15 protein-coding genes are annotated in these 18699 nt (G+C 43.4%); 11 read left to right on the top strand and 4 right to left on the bottom strand.

What is annotated here, in order from left to right; all coding sequences use genetic code 11:
• Positions 1–19 precede the first annotated feature (19 nt).
• From I6H64_RS05380 to I6H64_RS05345, 8 genes are all read left to right on the top strand, one after another.
• Complete coding sequence (locus tag I6H64_RS05380) at positions 20–904, top strand: ROK family protein (protein ID WP_005916203.1); 885 nt, start codon at positions 20–22, stop codon at positions 902–904.
• Positions 897–2264, top strand: coding sequence for a glycoside hydrolase family 1 protein (locus I6H64_RS05375; protein WP_008842186.1), 1368 nt, complete (start codon positions 897–899; stop codon positions 2262–2264). The genes I6H64_RS05380 and I6H64_RS05375 overlap by 8 nt, the downstream gene beginning before the upstream one ends.
• Positions 2257–3228 (top strand): alpha/beta hydrolase, encoded by a 972-nt coding sequence (locus tag I6H64_RS05370; RefSeq protein ID WP_008842185.1) that lies wholly within the window; start codon positions 2257–2259, stop codon positions 3226–3228. The genes I6H64_RS05375 and I6H64_RS05370 overlap by 8 nt, the downstream gene beginning before the upstream one ends.
• Positions 3229–3230: 2 nt before the next feature.
• Positions 3231–4940: a DUF4091 domain-containing protein gene (locus tag I6H64_RS05365; RefSeq protein ID WP_056985212.1), complete on the top strand. Its 1710-nt coding sequence runs from the start codon at positions 3231–3233 to the stop codon at positions 4938–4940.
• 35 nt (positions 4941–4975) lie between these two features.
• Positions 4976–5974 (top strand): alpha/beta hydrolase, encoded by a 999-nt coding sequence (locus I6H64_RS05360; RefSeq protein ID WP_008842182.1) that lies wholly within the window; start codon positions 4976–4978, stop codon positions 5972–5974.
• A gap of 221 nt (positions 5975–6195) precedes the next feature.
• Positions 6196–8115, top strand: coding sequence for a BglG family transcription antiterminator (locus tag I6H64_RS05355; RefSeq protein WP_008842181.1), 1920 nt, complete (start codon positions 6196–6198; stop codon positions 8113–8115).
• Positions 8116–8118: 3 nt separating this feature from the next.
• Positions 8119–8571, top strand: a complete 453-nt coding sequence (locus I6H64_RS05350; RefSeq protein WP_008842180.1) for a PTS sugar transporter subunit IIA — start codon at positions 8119–8121, stop codon at positions 8569–8571.
• 25 nt (positions 8572–8596) lie between these two features.
• Complete coding sequence (locus tag I6H64_RS05345; protein WP_056985210.1) at positions 8597–10030, top strand: PTS fructose transporter subunit IIC; 1434 nt, start codon at positions 8597–8599, stop codon at positions 10028–10030.
• A gap of 247 nt (positions 10031–10277) precedes the next feature.
• Here the strand turns inward: I6H64_RS05345 and I6H64_RS05340 are convergent, their stop codons facing one another.
• The 4 genes from I6H64_RS05340 to I6H64_RS05325 form a co-directional block, all read right to left on the bottom strand.
• Positions 10278–11576 carry an amidohydrolase family protein gene (locus I6H64_RS05340; RefSeq protein ID WP_008842177.1) on the bottom strand — a complete coding sequence of 433 codons (1299 nt, stop codon included), beginning with the start codon at positions 11574–11576 and terminating at the stop codon, positions 10278–10280.
• 17 nt (positions 11577–11593) lie between these two features.
• Complete coding sequence (locus tag I6H64_RS05335; RefSeq protein ID WP_008842176.1) at positions 11594–12040, bottom strand: hypothetical protein; 447 nt, start codon at positions 12038–12040, stop codon at positions 11594–11596.
• Between the two features lie 3 nt (positions 12041–12043).
• A complete protein-coding gene (locus tag I6H64_RS05330) occupies positions 12044–12892 on the bottom strand; it encodes a DUF3100 domain-containing protein (RefSeq protein ID WP_005916233.1) in 849 nt (282 codons plus the stop codon).
• Positions 12893–13199: 307 nt separating this feature from the next.
• Positions 13200–14231, bottom strand: a complete 1032-nt coding sequence (locus I6H64_RS05325) for an aldose epimerase family protein (protein WP_008842175.1) — start codon at positions 14229–14231, stop codon at positions 13200–13202.
• A 194-nt stretch (positions 14232–14425) separates the two neighbouring features.
• On the opposite strand from I6H64_RS05325, the gene I6H64_RS05320 reads away from it, so the two are divergent.
• From I6H64_RS05320 to I6H64_RS05310, 3 genes are all read left to right on the top strand, one after another.
• The gene (locus I6H64_RS05320) at positions 14426–15511 is read left to right on the top strand and encodes a GntR family transcriptional regulator (RefSeq protein WP_036685763.1); all 1086 of its coding nucleotides are present in this window, start codon (positions 14426–14428) and stop codon (positions 15509–15511) included.
• 196 nt (positions 15512–15707) lie between these two features.
• Positions 15708–17078, top strand: a complete 1371-nt coding sequence (locus tag I6H64_RS05315) for a sugar porter family MFS transporter (RefSeq protein ID WP_005916241.1) — start codon at positions 15708–15710, stop codon at positions 17076–17078.
• Positions 17079–17097: 19 nt separating this feature from the next.
• Complete coding sequence (locus tag I6H64_RS05310; RefSeq protein WP_036685761.1) at positions 17098–18693, top strand: xylulokinase; 1596 nt, start codon at positions 17098–17100, stop codon at positions 18691–18693.
• Positions 18694–18699: the final 6 nt, after the last annotated feature.

The following is an 18699-nucleotide window of genomic DNA, read 5'->3' as shown; positions in this document are numbered from 1 at the left end:
ACAAACGTGGGGAAAACAAATGAAAAAGTTAAGTATTGATATTGGGGGATCCAGCGTTAAAGCGGGGATTGTAGCCGACGGTACGGTTAGTGACCGCCAAAAATTTTCGACCCCCAACACCTATTTAGATTTTAAAATATTACTTGAAGACCTTATCAAACGGTACCGGACGGTAGATGATTTTGAATTAATTGCGGTTGCCGTTCCGGGCACCGTTGAAAATGATGGAACCGTCCGGTTTGGCGGGGCAATCCCATATCTTGACCAGATTAATCTAAAGACGGTTGTGAACAAAATGTCTGGGTTACCGGTCACAATCGAAAATGACGCTAAGGCGGCAACCTTAGGTGAAATGCGCAGGGGTAACTTGCGGGAAATTCGTAATGGGGCCGCACTCATTTTAGGAACCGGGGTTGGATTAGGAATTTGTTTGAATGGCTCCTTGTATAAAGGTAGCCATCACCAAGCAGGCGAATTAAGTTTCATGATGCGGGATCGGCGCGTTCAATCAGGCGACTCGTTTGTTGGAATTGGCTTATCCGCCGTTAACCTAGTGGAAGATCTAGCAAGCATTTTAAACACCGAAGCTGACGGAGCTACCGTATTTGCCCGGTTGAACCAGCAAGCTAACGCGGACGCTAACCAACGTTTTGCGGACTATTGCTTTGGGGTCGCACAAATTTGTTTCAATTTACAAACTGTACTAGACTTAGACAAAATCGTCATCGGTGGCGGCATTAGCAGTCAGCCCCTATTAATCGAAAAGGTTCAGGAAGCGTACCAACAAATTTTAAATACATCCCCAATTATTAAGAAGACGGTTAAGCAAATTGACATCACGGACGCTTTTTTTAAGGCGAATGCCAACTTAATTGGGGCTGCGGAGGTAATTAATTATGGCTAAAACATTTCCAGAAAATTTCTTGTGGGGAGCTTCCACCAGTGCTTATCAAGTTGAAGGCGGGTGGAACGCCGATGGAAAGGGACCTTCCGTTCAAGATGTAAAGGACATTCCAGCGGGAACCACTGATTTCAAGGTCGCGGTGGACCACTATCACCGGTTTGCTGAAGACGTAAAGCTTTTTAAAGAATTAGGGCTAAAGGCCTACCGCTTTTCAATCGCGTGGAGCCGGGTCATGCCTAATGGTAAAGTGAATCCAGAAGGCATTAAATTTTACCGTAACCTAATTAATTTGCTTAAGGGAAATCAGATTGAACCAATTGTTACGGTATTTCATTTTGATTTACCTGCGGAAATTGACCAAGCTGGCGGATGGGAAAATCGGGAGACCATTCAGCAATTCGCGGACTACTGCGACGTCTTATTTGAAAACTTTGGCCAAGACGTTAAGTACTGGCAGACGATAAACGAGCAAAACGTAATGGCACTTGCTGGTTCGGTAATTGGGACTAGCCAAAAAAGCATGCGTGAAAAATTCCAGGAAAATCATCACATGCTCGTTGCTCAAGCATTAGTAACCAAACACTATCATGAACAAGGTTATCCAGGAAAAATTGGGCCGGCACCCAACATTGCTAGTGTCTATGCTGCTTCTGACCGTCCAGCGGACCAGTTGGCAGCGCTTAACATGAGTGCGTTACGCAACTGGTTGTTCTTAGACGTGGCAGTTTACGGACGCTACAACCACAATGCTTGGCATATTTTAGAAAGTATTGGAGCTGCGCCAGTGGTTACGGAAACCGACCGGGAAATTTTAGCGGCGGGGACGTGCGACTACATTGCCTTTAACTACTACAACACCATGACGGTTGCGGCATACTTTGCTAAAGAAAATAAAATTGACCAACAATCGGGGTTTGGGATTCCAGGATTTTTCCAAACGGTCACCAACGAACATTTACCATTGACTGAATTTGGGTGGCCAATCGATCCTCAAGGATTCCGGTTTACCCTGAACGAAATCTACTCCCGCTACCATTTGCCAGTGTTAATTACCGAAAATGGAATCGGCGCGCATGATGAACTTACGGAAGACCATCAAATTCATGATCAGTATCGAATTGATTATCTAAAACAGCACATCCAACAAATGGAATTAGCTATCCAAGACGGCGTTGAAGTGATCGGATATTGTCCTTGGAGTGCAATTGATTTAATTAGCACGCACGAAGGGATGCAGAAACGTTACGGTTTTATTTACGTTAACCGGACCGACGACGAGCTTAAAGATTTAGCGCGTTATAAAAAGGATAGCTTTAATTGGTACCAACGGGTAATTGAACATAACGGAATAGTTGACTAGTTTAAGGAAGGGGGTTCCGATTATCAAAAAAAGTAATTACGTATTTGACGAGTCAGCCAATACGGGAATGACGGTGTATTTACAAATGGATTTAAGTGCTCCCCGGCCGCTAATTTTAATAATTCCGGGAGGCGGTTACAATTTTTGTAGTGAACGGGAAGCTGAACCGGTGGCCTTAGCTTTTTTGGCAAAAGGCTACCATGCCGCGGTATTACGTTATCACGTGGGAGAATTTCGCGATTTTCAAGCAGCTTTGAATGATGGTCAACTGGCTTTACAGCAAATTAAACAAATTGCTTCAAACGCTGCAATTGAGGTGGATAAAATTGCGGTAGTGGGCTTTTCTGCAGGTGGGCATTTAGCGGCGGCGATGTCGACAATGCTAAGCGAAAAGCCCAGCCTATGTGTTTTAGGCTATCCGGCAATTTTAGATTCGTTTGCCGAGGTAATGCGGGTGCAAGCCCCTTCCTTAGACCAGCAAGTTACCGCAACGACTCCGCCAACCTTTTTATTTACCACCTTTCAAGATAATGTGGTACCGGTGGAAAATTCGTTGCTATATCTGCGAGCTTTAGAGGAGCACGACGTTTTGTTTGAGGCCCACATTTTTCAAGAAGGTAAGCATGGGCTTTCGTTGGGGACTCCGGCAGTGGGAAAAAATGACCCGCGGTTTGCCCAGTGGTTTGACTTATGCTGCGAGTGGATGGAAATTAATTGGCAGAAGACGTCTAAGCCGGCGGAGTATCCGGATGTTTTAGCCATGCCGGTCGGCGAACTAATGCGTAACGTAGCTAATAAAAAAATTCTCTTAGAGTATTTTCCAGTTTGGCAAGATCGTAGCCGGTATAAAATCGTTCGTAAGTTTAACCTTACGGAACTTCACGAGGTGGCGCCGCAAATTTTTAATGCAACGATTCTGCAACAACTACAAAGTAAATTAACGATGGGGGAAGGAGCAAATTAATAATGAAAAGTATCATCACCGACGAAAGTTGGCGGCCAACGACCGCGCTTAACCAACCGCTTCCGCCGTCCATTGCACAAGTGCACAGTTTCAAAAACAGTAAGGCAGCATTTATGCTGTTGCTTAACGACGGACACCGCAATCACTATACGTTAGGCACCCAGTTTTCAATTCCAGACGATTTGGAAACTCCGATGTACCGGGTTGCGTTTGAAACTGAGTTGCCTTTGACAACTAATTTTGTGGAATACTATTTGGGGAAGGATGACGTCGCCTATGCCGATAAACTTTTAAGCGAGGCCAGTCATACCTATCCAGGAAACCAGTGGGCCCCGATTTATGTAGAAATTCCGGTTAGTCAAACGGTAAAAACGGGTAACTACCCTGTGAAAATCAAAATTTACAAAACTAGTTTAACTGGAGCAGAAGTTTTGGTGGCCGAAAAAGAGGTCCAAATTATGGTGGCTGATTTTGCACTAACACCCGAACCAACGAAGGATTTTCACCTTGACGTCTGGCAGCAGCCCTCTAATTTAGCCCGTACGTTCCACGTACCCATGTGGGGCGACCAGCACTTTGCGGTAATTGATGAAATGGCCGAAAAACTAGCGCAAATTGGACAAAAAACAGTAACGGTGATTGCTGGTGAAATTCCTTGGAAGGGATGGTTTAACTACATTGTCAAGGACTACCCCGCAAACCTATACGAATATTCAATGGTCCAGGTTAGTAAAGATTTCACAGGTAAGTTGAAATGTGACTTTACCATTTTGGATCGTTACCTCGCTAGCTTTGCTAAATGGGGGATTGACCAAGAGATTGAAATTTTTGGCCTACTAGGAGTTTGGAAGCCACCATTCTTTCCACAGGTAACCATTAAAGATTATCCAGAAAATTTAGTGGTTCGTTACCTAAACGAAACTACCGAAACGATGCAATTTATCGATAACGTAGCGGATTTAACGAACTACGTTAAAGCACTTTGCGATCATCTAAAAGATTTGCAAGTTTGGGAGAAAGCTCGGCTAATTGCAGACGAGCCCAAACAAGCACAGTTAAAAGAATTTAAGGACGCATTATCTGCGTTGAAACAGATGGTGCCAGATCTCAAGGTTAAGGTTGCTTTTGATAAGGAACCGATCCTAAACGAATTAGCTCCGCTAGTAGATACCTTGGCAACTTCGTTTTATTGTACTAGCCAATTCGGCAGTCAATTGCAAGCCAGCCATCCTGGGGAAGTCCAGTACTATATTTGCAATTACCCAGACCATCCCAATACCTTTTTGCACAGCCCGTTATTGGAAACCCGGTTGCAAGGTACGTTGACAGCATTTTTACCGGTAAATGGCTTACTGCGGTGGGCATTTAACTGCTGGCCAAGCAACGCCCGCGAGGATATTCGTTACAACACCAGTTCGTTGCCGATCGGGGATAATTGTTTGGTGTACCCAGGAGAAAATGGGCATTTATTATTGTCGTTGCGCTATAAGCAGTTGGAACGGGCGGTCGAGGACTTTAGTTTAATCAAGTCTGCAAAGGCTACGGATGAAAAACGGACCACGGCGATCCTAGAACATTTTTTGGAAGAAACAGCTCCTCAGAAATGGATGGAAGATAGTCATTGTGCAGCGCCAAAATTGTTTAGGCAAACTACGAACGATTTTAAGCAAATGCGGGATGAATTAGTTGCGGTGATCAATAACGACGTTTAAGAGAATAATCCTAGTGAAAATGGAAGATACTAATTATGCGATGGATAAAACGATTGTTAATCATAATACCAGCTTTGGTAATTTTATTAATTGGCGGAGCAATGCTAATTAACGCGTTAACGCCCCGACCAATCAGTTTATTAACCCGGCAACAATTTGATACATCCAAAAAACATCAAGTGTACCCCCGGCCCAAAAAGTTCAAGCAAAAAACGGCTGGGCTAACGGTGCAAAAAAACGTTAAGTACGGAAAGCACTTGAGCAAGAGTGTCATGGACGTGTATTTACCGCCCCATGCTAGTAAAAGGCCCGTGCTTTTCTGGATGCATGGCGGTGCCTATGTCGGCGGGGATAAACGCGATTGTCAGGATTATCTAAAACTTTTAAGCGCGGATACTAATCAAGTCGTGGTGAATATTAACTACGCTCTTGCACCAGAAAGGCATCATGCGACACCAGTTAGACAGCTCAACCAAGCCGTTCAGGCAACCAAGCAAAAATACGGAAAACAAATTGATTGGTCCAATGTCACCATTGGCGGAGATTCAGCTGGGGCGCAAATAAGCAGTGAATATGTTTTAGCTTTGCAAAATAAAAAGATTCGTAAAATGGATCAAGTGCAGCCGGTTTTAAAAAGTCAGCAAGTTAAAAAGTTTGTGTCGCTATCGGGATTACTAGAACCCCAAAAGTTTACCCAGGTTAGTGACCGTACATCTAGCTTCCTATATGCTAAATGCGGCTGGGCGTATTTTGCCGACAAGCATTTTGAAAAAAAGAAGTCCATTCGTGACTTATCAATTATCAGCAACGTTAAAGATTGGGCGCCGAAGATTTTTTTGACTGATGGCAACACGAATACCTTTACAAAGCAAATGAATGCCACTGCTAAGGCAATTAGCGACCATAACGGACAGGTGACTAAAGTGAGTTATCCGAAGAAAACCGCCAAGTTGAATCACGAGTATCAATTTGACTTTAGTAATAAAGAAGCCCAGGAAACCTATGCTAAGTTGGTGGATTTTTTAAGTGAATAGCTATTAAAGGGGTTTAACGCTGGCGATAAATTTTTTGTGTTTTAAAAGCGGCTAACCATGAGTACTTCTCAAGAAAGTGAAAATTCTTGAGAAGTACTTTTTAGTTCCTATACAAAAATAAGTCCTTTACAGAAGTTGCAACATTAATCATGCAATAGAAAACGTTTTCCGCGAGACGATAAGCACGTATAGTACATATTGAAAGGAGGTGAACCGAAATAATGCATGATCGGGAAGCGGAAATTGTCGAATTTTTAATTCATCACGGAGTGGTCCATTACGAACAAATCGCTAAAGCGACCAAGTTGTCGAAAAGAAGTATTGCAAATTACCTAGATATTATCGAAAATGACGCTCAGCCCTTTAACTTGAAGTTAACAAGAAAGCCAAACGTGGGAATTTATTTAAACGGACAGTTGCGCAATAAACAAGATTTCTTAGCGGCGTTAAAGTTACATAGCGGTTTTACTTCGAAGGAAGCGCGGATTCGCTATCTACTAATCAAATTGCTGGATGCGGACCGAAGCTATACGCTAAACGAGCTGGCCGATGACCTATACGTTAGCCGAAGCACTTTGGAAAGTGATTTCAAGCAGATTCGGGAATTCTTTAATGAGTACCACGTCAAGATCAAGCGGGGAGCGAATGGAATTGCCATTCGGGCTTCTGGCGAACAACGCGAGCGGTTAATGGCAAAAATTTTAAAAACGTATTGGGGCCAAAATATTTCCGTGATCCAGGACGCTAATGGACAAATTGCTTCCACCCTTAAATTGCCGGATTATTTACTAAATTTTTTTCCTGCCGACCTTGTCCAAGCAGTCTTGGCCGGAATTACGGATTTTATGGTGACCAGTCGCTTAGAATTAACCGACTACGATCTTCAGTCTTTAGCGATTCATTTAATCATTAATACGGATGACAAAATAACCAACGACGTAGAAAGTTTGGGCCCGGATCTCCTCCCCGAAACTAGCCAATTGCTAAACGCCATTAAAAAACAGCGGACTATTAATTTTTCTGCTACGGGACTTCAAAGGGTGAACCGGTACCTTGAAGTAATTGTTGCCCGTCAAAAAAATAGTTACCAAACTTCTGACGTAGCCCAAACTGAAAAACAGTATTATCAGTTTTTACTGGATAAATTAGCAGAATTAGAGCCTGATGAAGTACTGCTACGGGATTTAGCGATTCACTTGGCGACCGCGGTCGACCGTTTAAAGAAGGGCATTGTGATTGATAACCCGTATACGGATGAAATCAAAATGAACTTACCGATTGCTTTTGATGTGGCAATCCAGTTAGGGGAGGCAATTGAAACCCAGTACTCAGTTCAACTTCACGACGCAGAATTAGGGTATTTAGCCCTCCATTTTGAAGCCTTTTTTGAACGTTGCCACCTGCATGCTCCAATTGAAACGGTGGTGGTCAGTTCTGCTGGGGTCGGAGCATCGCAATTGCTGGCGCAACGATTGGAGGAGCGTTTCAATAACAGTTTGAAAGTTACCCGGATTTTAGACTTGGCAACGGTGATGAAGACTAATTTAGCAGAAAAAATGGTGGTTAGTACGATTCCCATTTATGGACTGAAACAACCGGTAATCTTAGTTAGCCCGCTTCTACCCCCCGAGGATATCCAACAAATCAATCATGCAATTATTAGCCTAACTAAAAACAATCATTCAAATTCATTTTTCAATTTGTTGGATACGCAGCTAATTCAAATCGATTCAGTGAAAAAGAGTTACGTAACGGTACTCGAAGAAATTGTGGGCTCACTCACTAAACAAAACATCTTGGTAAATAATCCTAAAATTTTGGAAATGCTGGTGGAACGCGAAAAGATGGCGTCAACCGCGCTTAATGCAGTTGCAATCCCCCACATTGCGCCTAATTACGTGCAAAAATCAGCCATCGCGCTATGGTTAGTGCCGCAAGGAGTGCAGTGGTTGGGGAACACGGTGTACGTGGTTATCTTTTTGGCCCTCACGCGTGAACAGGTTGCCGCAAGTCGGGAAGTTTATAAAATTTTAAATCGGATGGTCGAAAACACAGCTTTTTGTCAGCAATTGGCTCAAGTAGCGACGGTCTCCAAAGCGATGGAACATATTCAAAAATTTATACAGAAAGAGGGAGATTGAGTAATGGATTCAGATGTAAAATGCGCAGCTTTTATTGACGTGAAGGTAGCACCGCAAAAAGAGGCGGCGTTAGCGACTACGGCCGAACTATTAGCGAACCAGTGGTCGATTGATGGTAAAGAATTGTATACCAGTTTTGTTAACCGGGAGGCGGAAAGTTCGACAGGATTCGGGGATGGAATTGCGATTCCCCATGCAAAGGTTTCTGGGTTAGAAGCTCCGGTAGTGGGAATTTTAACGTACGCTGACCCAGTTGAGTGGGCGGCGATTGATGAACAACCGGTTTCACTTGCGATTGCGTTAATCGTACCCACTAAGGCAGATCAAGTTCATTTGCGGTTGCTTTCCAAGTTGGCTCGTAAATTAGTCGATCATGATTATGCAGAAGGGCTTCGTCGGTCCGCGCACGATGCTGCACAACTTACCAAACAGGTTCAACAAGCTTTAGCAGAATAAACGTTTATGGAAAGAAGGTAGTAAAATGAAAAAAATTGTTGGCGTAACCAAGTGTCCGGTGGGAATTGCCCATACGTACATGGCGGCCGAAAAGTTAAAGGCAGCGGCCGAAGCAGCTGGATACGAGGCTAAGGTCGAAACGCAGGGCGCTTCGGGAACCGAAAATCCGTTAACCCAGGCCGAAATTGACGCTGCCGATTACGTAATCTTAGCGGTTGACGTAGCAATTGACGGGATGGAACGATTTAACGGGAAAAAGGTTTTATTCAGCAAAACTTCGGCGGCCATTAAGGATTCGGCAGCGCTAGTTGAGAAAGTTACCAACGCTCCGGTATACTACGCCGGAAAAACTTCGGCAGCCTCAACGCAAACTACGGACAATGCCAAGGGGCAAAATCCAGCAATCAAACAGTTGTTAAACGGGGTTTCGCACATGATTCCGTTCGTAGTTGTCGGCGGATTGTTCATCGCCCTTTCAATTGCTTTAGGTGGCCATCCAACTGCCAATGCCGGAATGGTGGTTACTCCCGGGACCATTTGGAGTTCAATGAATCAAATCGGAACCTTAGGCTTCACCTTAATGATTCCAATTCTTGCAGGATTTACAGCTCATGCAATTGCGGGGCGGGCTGCGTTAGCCCCCGCCATGATTGGTGCCATGGTTGCCAATTCACCAGATATTTTGGGAACCAAGGCGGGAACCGGATTCTTAGGAGCCATTCTAGTTGGTTTTGCAGCGGGATACTTAGTTAAATGGATGAACTCCTGGCCAATCCCGAAAAACTTGCGGTCCGTCATGCCAATTTTTGTGATTCCGCTTTTAGGTACCGCGATAATTTCGGCAGCGTTTATTTACCTATTGGGTGGTCCAATTTCTGCGTTGATGACGTTACTGCAAAACATGCTTGATACGCTATCGGCGAGCCCGTCAACTTCGGTATTACTTGGATTGATTTTGGGCGCGATGGTAGCGATTGACATGGGTGGTCCAATTAACAAGGTAGCCTTCCTGTTTGGGGTAGCATCAATTACCGCAGGGAATCCCATGATTATGGGTGCCGTGGCTTGTTCAGTTTCGGTTCCACCACTTTCTTCGGGACTTGCGACCTTAATTCGCCCAGATCTAAACGTCAATGAAGAAGAACGGTCGGCGGGAATTTCTGCCATGTTAATGGCGTTGATTGGCATTACGGAAGGGGCTATTCCACTGGCAACGACCCGGCCAGGACAAGTATTTCCGGGAATCATCATCGGTTCAGCAGTTGCCGGCGCCACCGGGATGATTTTTAAGATTACAGACGCGGTTCCTCATGGCGGCCCAATTGTCGGTGTGCTTGGGGCAACTAATAATTTAGGATTGTTTATTATCGCAATTTTAACGGGTACCGCGGTTTCCGTTTTGATTATTGCTATTTTAAAAATCAGAGCGGGCAAAAAGGCGGCTAAACAACTTTCTTAAAAATTAATTGAAAAAGAGAGTGGGTAAAAAGTCGGATAGTTTGCGAGTATTAACTGAAAATTGATCATTATGCCTGAATTTGGCATAATGGTCAATTTTTGGTTAAGGGGAACAAACTGACTTTTAGTACACGCTTTAGCTTTATTGAAATCAAAATATCAAAACAACTTTTCAAGGACCTTTTCATCCTTGAAAAGGATTTTTTAGTTTTTTTCCAACCTCTTTTTGTATTGGAATAGTATGTAATTCAATGGTGGCACGCGTAATTGCGAGCTTCGGCGATAATGCGTTCTTGATCGAGGGTGAGTACTTGCCGATTTCGCATCAAGAACTGTCCGTCAACCATCGTATCCGTGACATCGTTAGCGTTGACACACTCTAACAGGGTATTTTGCCAGTTGCCGGAAGGGTAAAGGTGGGGCTGATTAAGGTCAATTGCAATTAAGTCGGCTTTATAACCGGGTTGAATTTTACCTAACTGACCAGCGTGGTTTAATGCGGCGGCGCCACCTTCTAAGAGCATTCGAAAAATTTGAGCAGCGGGCATGACGTTAGGTTGCCGTAATCGAAGGCCGTGGGTAGCGACCATTAGGGAGCGAAAAATTTTAATTTCGTTCCAAAGGCTTAAACCACCGTGAGCGGCGCCATCAGTTCCTAACCCAACGGAAATTTGATTTTGAAGTAACTCGGGGGTGACGGGGATTCCTTTCCCAGCGTTACTAAACGGGCAGTGACAGAGTTTAACCCGGTATTTTTTAATGAGTTCCTTTTCGTGGTTAGATAGGAAGAGGCTATGGGCACCTAAAAAATGGTTACTAAGTAAGTGACGCTTAGCTAACCATTCGAAGGGCCGTAATCCGGTTCGTTGAATAATGTTGAGTATTTCGGAGGGGTATTCGTTCATGTGCGCGGTTAAAAAAGTATGGTGTGTTTGAGCAGCCTCAGCAGTAAGGTCAATTAATTCATCGGAACAAGCGGTGAGGGCCCGTAGCGAGTAGTAAACTTGTAAACGACCTTGGTGATGGAATTGCTGATATAGTTGGGCGGTTTGGGCGACGGCTTCGCGGGCGCTCATTTTAATTGACGCTGGTAGCTGGGGATCGTCCATGGTGGAGGCAGTCAACGCGCCACGCAAACCACTACGAGCGTAAACTTCTGCAGCACTTTCCATGTGGTAGCTGCCAGCTTCTACAAAACCGGTGGTTCCGCCAGTGATCATTTCTAAAGCAGCTAATTCTGCACTTAGTTTCATCTGGGACGCGGTTAGTTGACTTTCGAAAGGTAGCATAATCCGGGTCCAAATTACTGGTTTAGCATCAAGTACGCGTCCCCGCAAAAGTTGCTGTCCAGTATGTAAGTGGCTGTCAATTAATCCGGGAAGATAAAGGCGGTCGGCTCCGTCGACAATCTCACCCGTGAATTTAATAGGACAGGGAAAATCACCCACCTGTTGGATATGACCGTCATGAATCAAAATCGATTGCTTGGTATTAATTTGTCCAGCTTGTTTTAAAATGGTGGCATTTTTGATTAGAATATCAGACATCGTTAATAAGAACCTCGCTAAAGTAATTTGGTTAAGCCCAACGTGAAGGAGTCCCATAAACAAGAACCTAAGAAAGTTCCGGTCATAACTAGAATTCCAACGATAACGTATTTCCAGCCCTGGCTAACAAAACGCTGCAACTGGTCACTAATGGCGATTCCGGCAAAGGAACCCACGATGGTAAAGGGGGCTGCAAATTCAATGGCGTTTGCACTGCTAATTAGCCACGCGTGAACGGGCGAAAAGGGCGCCGCTCCCAATAGTCCTAAAATTGAACAGTAGGCAATTAGCGGAAGCTTAAGGGGTAGGTATTTTACGCAAAGCACCGCTAAAAGCGTGATCACGGTCAATGCAAAGATGCCGTTAAGGCTTTTTTGGAATGAGATACCGTAACCAATCCAATTGGCTAATCCAGTACCAATCCCACATACAATTAATAGAAAAGTCCATTCTCGATAACGCATGCTTTAACCTCGGTTCAATTTAAGATGACGTTGAGTTTGTAAACGGAAAATTTTACAAAGTAGGTCGTAATACTTTTCGGTCAGGGGGAGGGCAAGCCACATGGTGATGTAAATTCCGGTAATTCCAGCAATTGTGTTACTAGCTGAAGCCATTGTGGTAATTATTGCGGCGTGGGCAGGGAAGGCGTTGGCTAAACTAGCACTTGCACTTGCCATGAAGATTCCGGCGCCAACTCCGGAAGCCATTCCGAGTGCTTGAGGGCTAAACCAACCGGTACTGGCAATTAAGGAAGCCATGATGCCAAAGTAAATTGCTCCAATCATGCCGCCAACGATGTAAAGGGCTAAGCTGCCGTTACTTTCAGCAGATTCCGCACCGTACGCGTTATTAATCACGGCTAAGTGGTATTCACGGTTTAAGGAGCTACAAGCCCCGATGGTTTCGCGATGTAGGCCAAGTAACATCGCAATCGGAAGAGCCAAAATTGGACCAAGGAGACTCCCAAAACCGTGTAGCAACAGGGCGGGACCGGCGTTTAAAATTAAATGAAGATTAGCTCCCGCGGTAATGCCAAGTTTAACGATGAAGGGACAGATCCCAACTAAAACAAGTTTTCCAGCAGCCGTAGTTTCGGCAGGCCGGATTAATTTTAAAACCTGAGGACCGAGCATAATTCCTAAAATAATTGCGTAGAAAACGGGGAAGAAAATAATCACTCCGTTGCCAATTTTAAGGGTGACCTCGCCAATCCCATCGGCAATTAACACTAGTATCAAACTAATTAGGTAAATTTTCTTTTCATTTTTAAGGCGCTGCCAAAGGGATGAATAATCATCGACGGATCGTTTCATTCAAAGCACTCCTTCCTGGATCTTAACTATGTTTTGAGTTTAACACGTTATAATTAGCAATAAAAGAACTTTTAACGTTATTTTTGTTTTTATAGTTCGTGTTTATTGGAAATGAAACGAGCTGGCTTCGAGGCTAAGAAAACGCTTGCTTTTTAAAGAGGCTCCTGTATAGTGGGAAGAGACTGGTTTTTGCCAATCAAATTGTTACCCATTTTAATGAATAGAATGTAAAATCTTTATTTGGTAAATAAAAACCCGTAATTATTAGAAAAAAATCTAATAACTACGGGAATTTGTGGTTCAAAAATTAATTACCTTTTAAATAGCGATAAGTGATGGTGTAGGACTGGGGTTCGTTAGCTGATAAAGTGATATCGCCAAAACCGGGATGGTTATGGGTGTCTGGCAGAGTTTGAGCTTCCATAGCGATCCCCATTTGAGGCCGCCCCGGTCCCCTAGTAAAGCTTAAGGTATTGTCGAGAGCGTTAGCGGTGTAAACCACTAGACCATTACGTTTAGAATAAATTTCGAGAGCATCTTTACTATCTAAGTCTTGTAGTTTCGCGATGGGAGCGGCGTTTTCGTTAATTTTAAAAATGTCATCGAGGCCTTTTTCTGGGGTGCTCTGCAAGGCGGCAATGGCGTCTTGTAGCTTTACCGGTTGACGGAAATCGTAGGCTGTATTTGCGGTGGCAAGAAACTCCCCCGTGGGGACCTTTTGCTGATCAACGGCTAAATACTGTGCACTAGCAATCGTCAACTGGTGGTTCAATACATGGTCACGATTGCTTAAGTTAAAGTATGCATGACAAGTTGGGTTGAAAAGCGTTGGTTGATCAGCAGTTCCTTGATAAGTAATGATAACTTGGTCGTCGTTAGTGAGTTTAAACGTAATGGCAACAGCAATGTTTCCTGGATAGCCGTCGTCGCTTTCTTTGATTTGATGAGTAAAGGTGACGGACAAAAAGTCTTCACCCTTTTGCAGATGGTAGTCCCAGAGGTAATCAAAGAAACCGTGGGGACCGCCGTGGTGAGTATTATTATTTTCGTTTGGTGGTAAATGAACCGCCCCTTTTGCTAACGGCATGGTTCCGTCCTTAATGCGTCCCGCGGTTCGACCGATTGCCATTCCAATGTAAAAGGGGTTATCGTAATACTTTTTAGTTTGGTCAAAACTAAGTACGAGATTTTTTCGGCCATCAGCTTGGGGGACCGAAAATTCATTTAGAATGGCTCCCATGGTGAGCACCCCAACGGAAACATCGTGGTCATTAGTTAAGCGAATTTTTTCGACCTGGTGGCCGCGAAATTGATCGAACTTAAGTATATCAATGTGCATATTTATGTACCTCCATGTTTGAAACCGTTATCATTATTCTTAATCCTAAAATTTGTCCGGATAAATGTCAATGATTTTAACGACGAATGCATAGAATTAAAAAAGAATCGGTATTAGAGATTTATCATTTAAAAATAAGTGATAACATTTTACTTATCGTATAATAAATTTGCTGTAGTAGAGGAGGAGCAATCATCGAAAAGAAGTACGAACTGGTTAAACAAGATTTAAAGGAAGAAATTTTATCGGGGAGTTATTCAATTAACGATAAATTGCCAACTGAATCAGAATTAATGGAAAAATATGACGTGAGTCGTTATACAATCCGACGCGCGGTTGGCGATTTAGAAAATGATCACTACATCTACCGGGTGCAAGGCGGGGGAATGTTTGTCGACGACTGGCAGAAATACGTAAACCAAAAGGTAGAAAATAAGGTGATTGGCGTCATCACCACCCACATTGCGGAGTATATCTTTCCGTACATTATTACGGGCATTGACCGGTTGATTTCCTCACGTGGTTATTCAATCCTCATTAGTAATACGCAAAATGATCCTGCTCGAGAAAGAAAGAGCGTCCAAAAAATGATGGATAGTAATTTATCAGGTTTGATTGTCGAGCCCACCCAGAGCGCTTTAGGCAACCCTAATCGTGATTTGTATGAGAAAATTAAAGAGTCGAAACTGCCTACCGTGTTTATTAACGCGCATTACCCTGAATTAGATTTCCCATACGCGGAAATGGCTGATACCCGGGCAGAGAAAATCATTACTAATAAATTGATTAGTATGGGACATCAAAAGATTTTAGGCGTTTTTAAAGTTGATGACCAACAAGGCGTTCACCGAATGAATGGTTTTATTAAGGCCTATAAGGAACACCAAGACTTAGTTTATCAAAGTGAAATTGTGATGTACCAAACTTCGGATAACATGCGGTCGGTATTTACGAAAATCGAACAAATTCTGAGCCGCTCGCCAAATGAACGGCCAACTGCGATTATTTGTTACCATGACCAAATTGCCATTCAGGTGATGGCACTAGTGCGGTCCTTAGGCTTACGTATGCCGGATGACATTTCCATCTTTGGCTTTGATAACTATAAGCTATCAAAGTATATGTCTCCACAGCTAAGTTCTGTAGAACACCCGAAAGAAAAATTAGGGCGGGACGCAGCCAAGATGATTTTTGACATGATTGATGGAAAGACGGATATTCAAAATAAAATTTACGAACCTGAAATTATCTACCGAGAGTCAATTAAGGAACTATCGTAACAGTCAATTGATTAGATAAATTTAGAGGTGTAGTACCAATCTTTGGTATTACACCTCTTTTTTAGTGTCCATAAGATAAATTTATGCTAATAAATTTTAAAAATTCATGTTGACTTGTCCGTATAAATATTCTAAGATGAAAGCAAGTTAATGAATACGTTTTCAAAGAAATGGAAACGGTTTAAGGAGGAATAGCATGGGCAAGGAAAAGAAAATTCCAAGTGGATTTATTTACTTCTTCGGTTCATTTGGAGGAATTTTGTTTGGTTATGACATTGGGGTAATGACCGGGGCACTCCCGTTCTTACAACACGATTGGAATTTATATGGTGACGCCGGTGTAATCGGTTGGATTACTAGTGCAGTAATGTTTGGAGCTATTTTTGGAGGCGCTTTAGCTGGTAACTTATCAGATCGGCTAGGTCGGCGGAAAATGATTTTGATTTCATCATTAATTTTCGTAATTGGTTCGCTATTATCCGCATTATCGCCGCACGATGGTCAAATTTATCTGATAATTGTTCGGATCTTCTTAGGACTAGCGGTAGGGGCAGCCTCAGCGCTGGTACCAGCGTACATGTCTGAGATGGCTCCTGCTCGTTTGCGGGGCCGCCTATCCGGAATCAACCAAACCATGATTGTTTCTGGGATGCTGTTATCTTACATTGTTGATTTCTTACTTAAAGATTTGCCTGAAACAATGGCATGGCGTTTGATGCTTGGATTGGCTGCGGTTCCCGCAATCATCCTTTACTTTGGAGTTTTGCGTTTACCAGAATCACCTCGTTTCTTAGTTAAGAGCAACGATGTTGAAGGTGCACGGCGGACGCTAACTTACATCCGTAACGAAGCGGAAGTAGAACCTGAATTGAAAACGATTCAAGAGACTGCCGCAGAAGAAGCAAGTGCCAACGAAAAATCTTCCTTTGCACAATTGCTAAATGGTAAATATCGTTACCTAGTAATTGCCGGAGTCGGGGTGGCTGCTTTCCAACAATTCCAAGGTGCTAACGCGATTTTCTATTACATTCCATTGATTGTTGAAAAAGCTACCGGGAATGCTGCTAGTTCAGCATTAATGTGGCCGATTATTCAAGGGGTTATCTTGGTACTGGGCTCGTTAGTATTCTTATGGATTGCCGATAAATTCAAACGACGGACACTTTTGACAATGGGTGGCACCATTATGGGACTATCCTTTATCCTCCCAGCAATCTTAAACATGTTTATTAAAGATATGAATCCGATGATGATCGTAGTCTTCTTATGTATTTACGTAGCGTTTTACTCCTTTACCTGGGCACCACTTACTTGGGTAATTGTTGGGGAAATCTTCCCGTTAGCCATTCGTGGTAAAGCATCCGGGGTTGCATCATCATTCAACTGGATCGGTTCATTCTTAGTTGGTTTATTATTCCCAATTATGACGGCAAACATGCCGCAAGAAGCAGTGTTTGCAATCTTCGGAATCATTTGTTTATTAGGTGTATTGTTTATCAGAACTCGGGTACCCGAAACAAAGGGTCACAGTCTAGAAGAAATTGAAGAACAGGGACTTAGAAAATAAGAATTTGGAGATTTTGAAAATGAATATTGTAGAAATATCAAACCAAATTGAACAAGGAAACGTCGCCCTTGGAATTGAGTTAGGTTCTACCCGGATTAAAACGGTTTTGATCACTAACGACTATAAGACGATTGCTTCTGGTAGTTTTGTTTGGGAAAACCAATACAAAGACAACATTTGGACGTATTCGCTTGAAGACGTTTGGAAGGGAATTCAAACCAGTTATTCAAAAATGGCGGCCGAAGTCAAAAGTAAGTATCACAAACCGTTGACCAAAATTAAGTCGATTGGAATTAGTGCAATGATGCACGGCTACTTGGCTTTTGACCAAAGCGGTGACCTATTAGTGCCGTTCCGGACGTGGCGGAATAACATCACCGAAGAGTCGGCAGCCAAACTAACTGAAGCCTTTAACTTCAACATCCCTCAGCGTTGGACAATTGCTCACCTTTATCAAGCTATCTTAAATGGTGAAGACCACGTTGAAAACTTGGATTTTGTTACTACCTTGGCCGGTTACGTACACTGGAAATTATCAGGTGAAAAGGTATTAGGAGTTGGGGATGCTTCTGGAGTATTTCCAATTGATGAACAGACGGGGGATTATTCAGAAAATATGTTAGCAACTTTTGCTAACTTGCCTGAAGTTAAACCATTTAGCTGGGACATCAAGCACGTCTTGCCAAGCGTTAAAAAGGCTGGCGAAAACGCGGGGCAATTATCCGCGCAGGGCGCTAAGCTACTAGATATTACGGGAAATTTGCAAGCAGGTAGTTTGATGGCACCACCAGAAGGGGATGCTGGAACCGGAATGGTCGGGACTAATAGTGTCCGCAAACGGACCGGAAATATTTCGGTTGGTACTTCTGCTTTCTCAATGGTTGTATTAGAAAAACCATTGAAATCAGTGCACCGGGATATTGACGTAGTGATGACGCCAGACGGGGCTGCAGTAGCCATGGTTCACGTTAACAACTGTTCCTCAGATATTAACGCCTGGGCCCAAATTTTTAACGAATTTGCGACTCGACTAGGGATTAATTTGACGCCGGATAAGTTGTACGAAGCACTGTTCTTAGAGGCGGCTAAGGCGGATCACGACCTTGGCGGATTGGTCAACTACAGTTACCAGTCTGGTGAAAATATCACCAATATCAAGGCGGGCCGGCCATTGTTTGTCCGGAAGCCAGACAGCCACTTTAACTTGCCAAACTTCATGCAAACCCAGCTTTATTCTGCATTTGCGCCACTAAAAATCGGCATGGATATTTTGAGCAAGGAAGAAAATATTAAAACCGACGTAATGATCGCACAAGGCGGGTTGTTCCGGACAGCCGTAATTGCACAGCAAGTTCTATCAGACGCCCTCAACACCCCAATTACCGTAATGAGTAATGCTGGTGAAGGCGGACCTTGGGGAATGGCAATTTTGGCAATGTACGCTGCCGATAATCAAGGACAAAGCTTAAGTGATTATTTAGACTACAACGTCTTTAATAATCCAGAAAGCATGACGCTTAGTCCTGAGCCAGAGGGAGTGGCTGCTTACAATGAATTTACTAAGCACTACGAAGCTGGTTTGCCAGTTGAAGCACGCGCCGGTGAAGTAATTTAAGAAGGG

The sequence above is a fragment of the Pediococcus acidilactici genome (genome assembly GCF_016127815.1).
In the GTDB taxonomy this organism is placed as follows: Bacteria; Bacillota; Bacilli; order Lactobacillales; family Lactobacillaceae; genus Pediococcus; species Pediococcus acidilactici.
The sequence above is the reverse complement of the archived record's forward strand: the minus strand, read 5'-3'. Positions and strand labels throughout refer to the sequence as shown.

What these genes read in the sequence shown, in the direction of transcription:
- I6H64_RS05380 (WP_005916203.1), top strand. Translation starts at nt 20, where the DNA reads ATGAAAAAGTTAAGTATTGATATTGGGGGATCCAGCGTTAAAGCGGGG.
- I6H64_RS05375 (WP_008842186.1), top strand. Translation starts at nt 897, where the DNA reads ATGGCTAAAACATTTCCAGAAAATTTCTTGTGGGGAGCTTCCACCAGT.
- I6H64_RS05365 (WP_056985212.1), top strand. Translation starts at nt 3,231, where the DNA reads ATGAAAAGTATCATCACCGACGAAAGTTGGCGGCCAACGACCGCGCTT.
- I6H64_RS05360 (WP_008842182.1), top strand. Translation starts at nt 4,976, where the DNA reads ATGCGATGGATAAAACGATTGTTAATCATAATACCAGCTTTGGTAATT.
- I6H64_RS05355 (WP_008842181.1), top strand. Translation starts at nt 6,196, where the DNA reads ATGCATGATCGGGAAGCGGAAATTGTCGAATTTTTAATTCATCACGGA.
- I6H64_RS05350 (WP_008842180.1), top strand. Translation starts at nt 8,119, where the DNA reads ATGGATTCAGATGTAAAATGCGCAGCTTTTATTGACGTGAAGGTAGCA.
- I6H64_RS05345 (WP_056985210.1), top strand. Translation starts at nt 8,597, where the DNA reads ATGAAAAAAATTGTTGGCGTAACCAAGTGTCCGGTGGGAATTGCCCAT.
- I6H64_RS05340 (WP_008842177.1), bottom strand. Translation starts at nt 11,576, where the DNA reads ATGTCTGATATTCTAATCAAAAATGCCACCATTTTAAAACAAGCTGGA.
- I6H64_RS05335 (WP_008842176.1), bottom strand. Translation starts at nt 12,040, where the DNA reads ATGCGTTATCGAGAATGGACTTTTCTATTAATTGTATGTGGGATTGGT.
- I6H64_RS05330 (WP_005916233.1), bottom strand. Translation starts at nt 12,892, where the DNA reads ATGAAACGATCCGTCGATGATTATTCATCCCTTTGGCAGCGCCTTAAA.
- I6H64_RS05325 (WP_008842175.1), bottom strand. Translation starts at nt 14,231, where the DNA reads ATGCACATTGATATACTTAAGTTCGATCAATTTCGCGGCCACCAGGTC.
- I6H64_RS05315 (WP_005916241.1), top strand. Translation starts at nt 15,708, where the DNA reads ATGGGCAAGGAAAAGAAAATTCCAAGTGGATTTATTTACTTCTTCGGT.
- I6H64_RS05310 (WP_036685761.1), top strand. Translation starts at nt 17,098, where the DNA reads ATGAATATTGTAGAAATATCAAACCAAATTGAACAAGGAAACGTCGCC.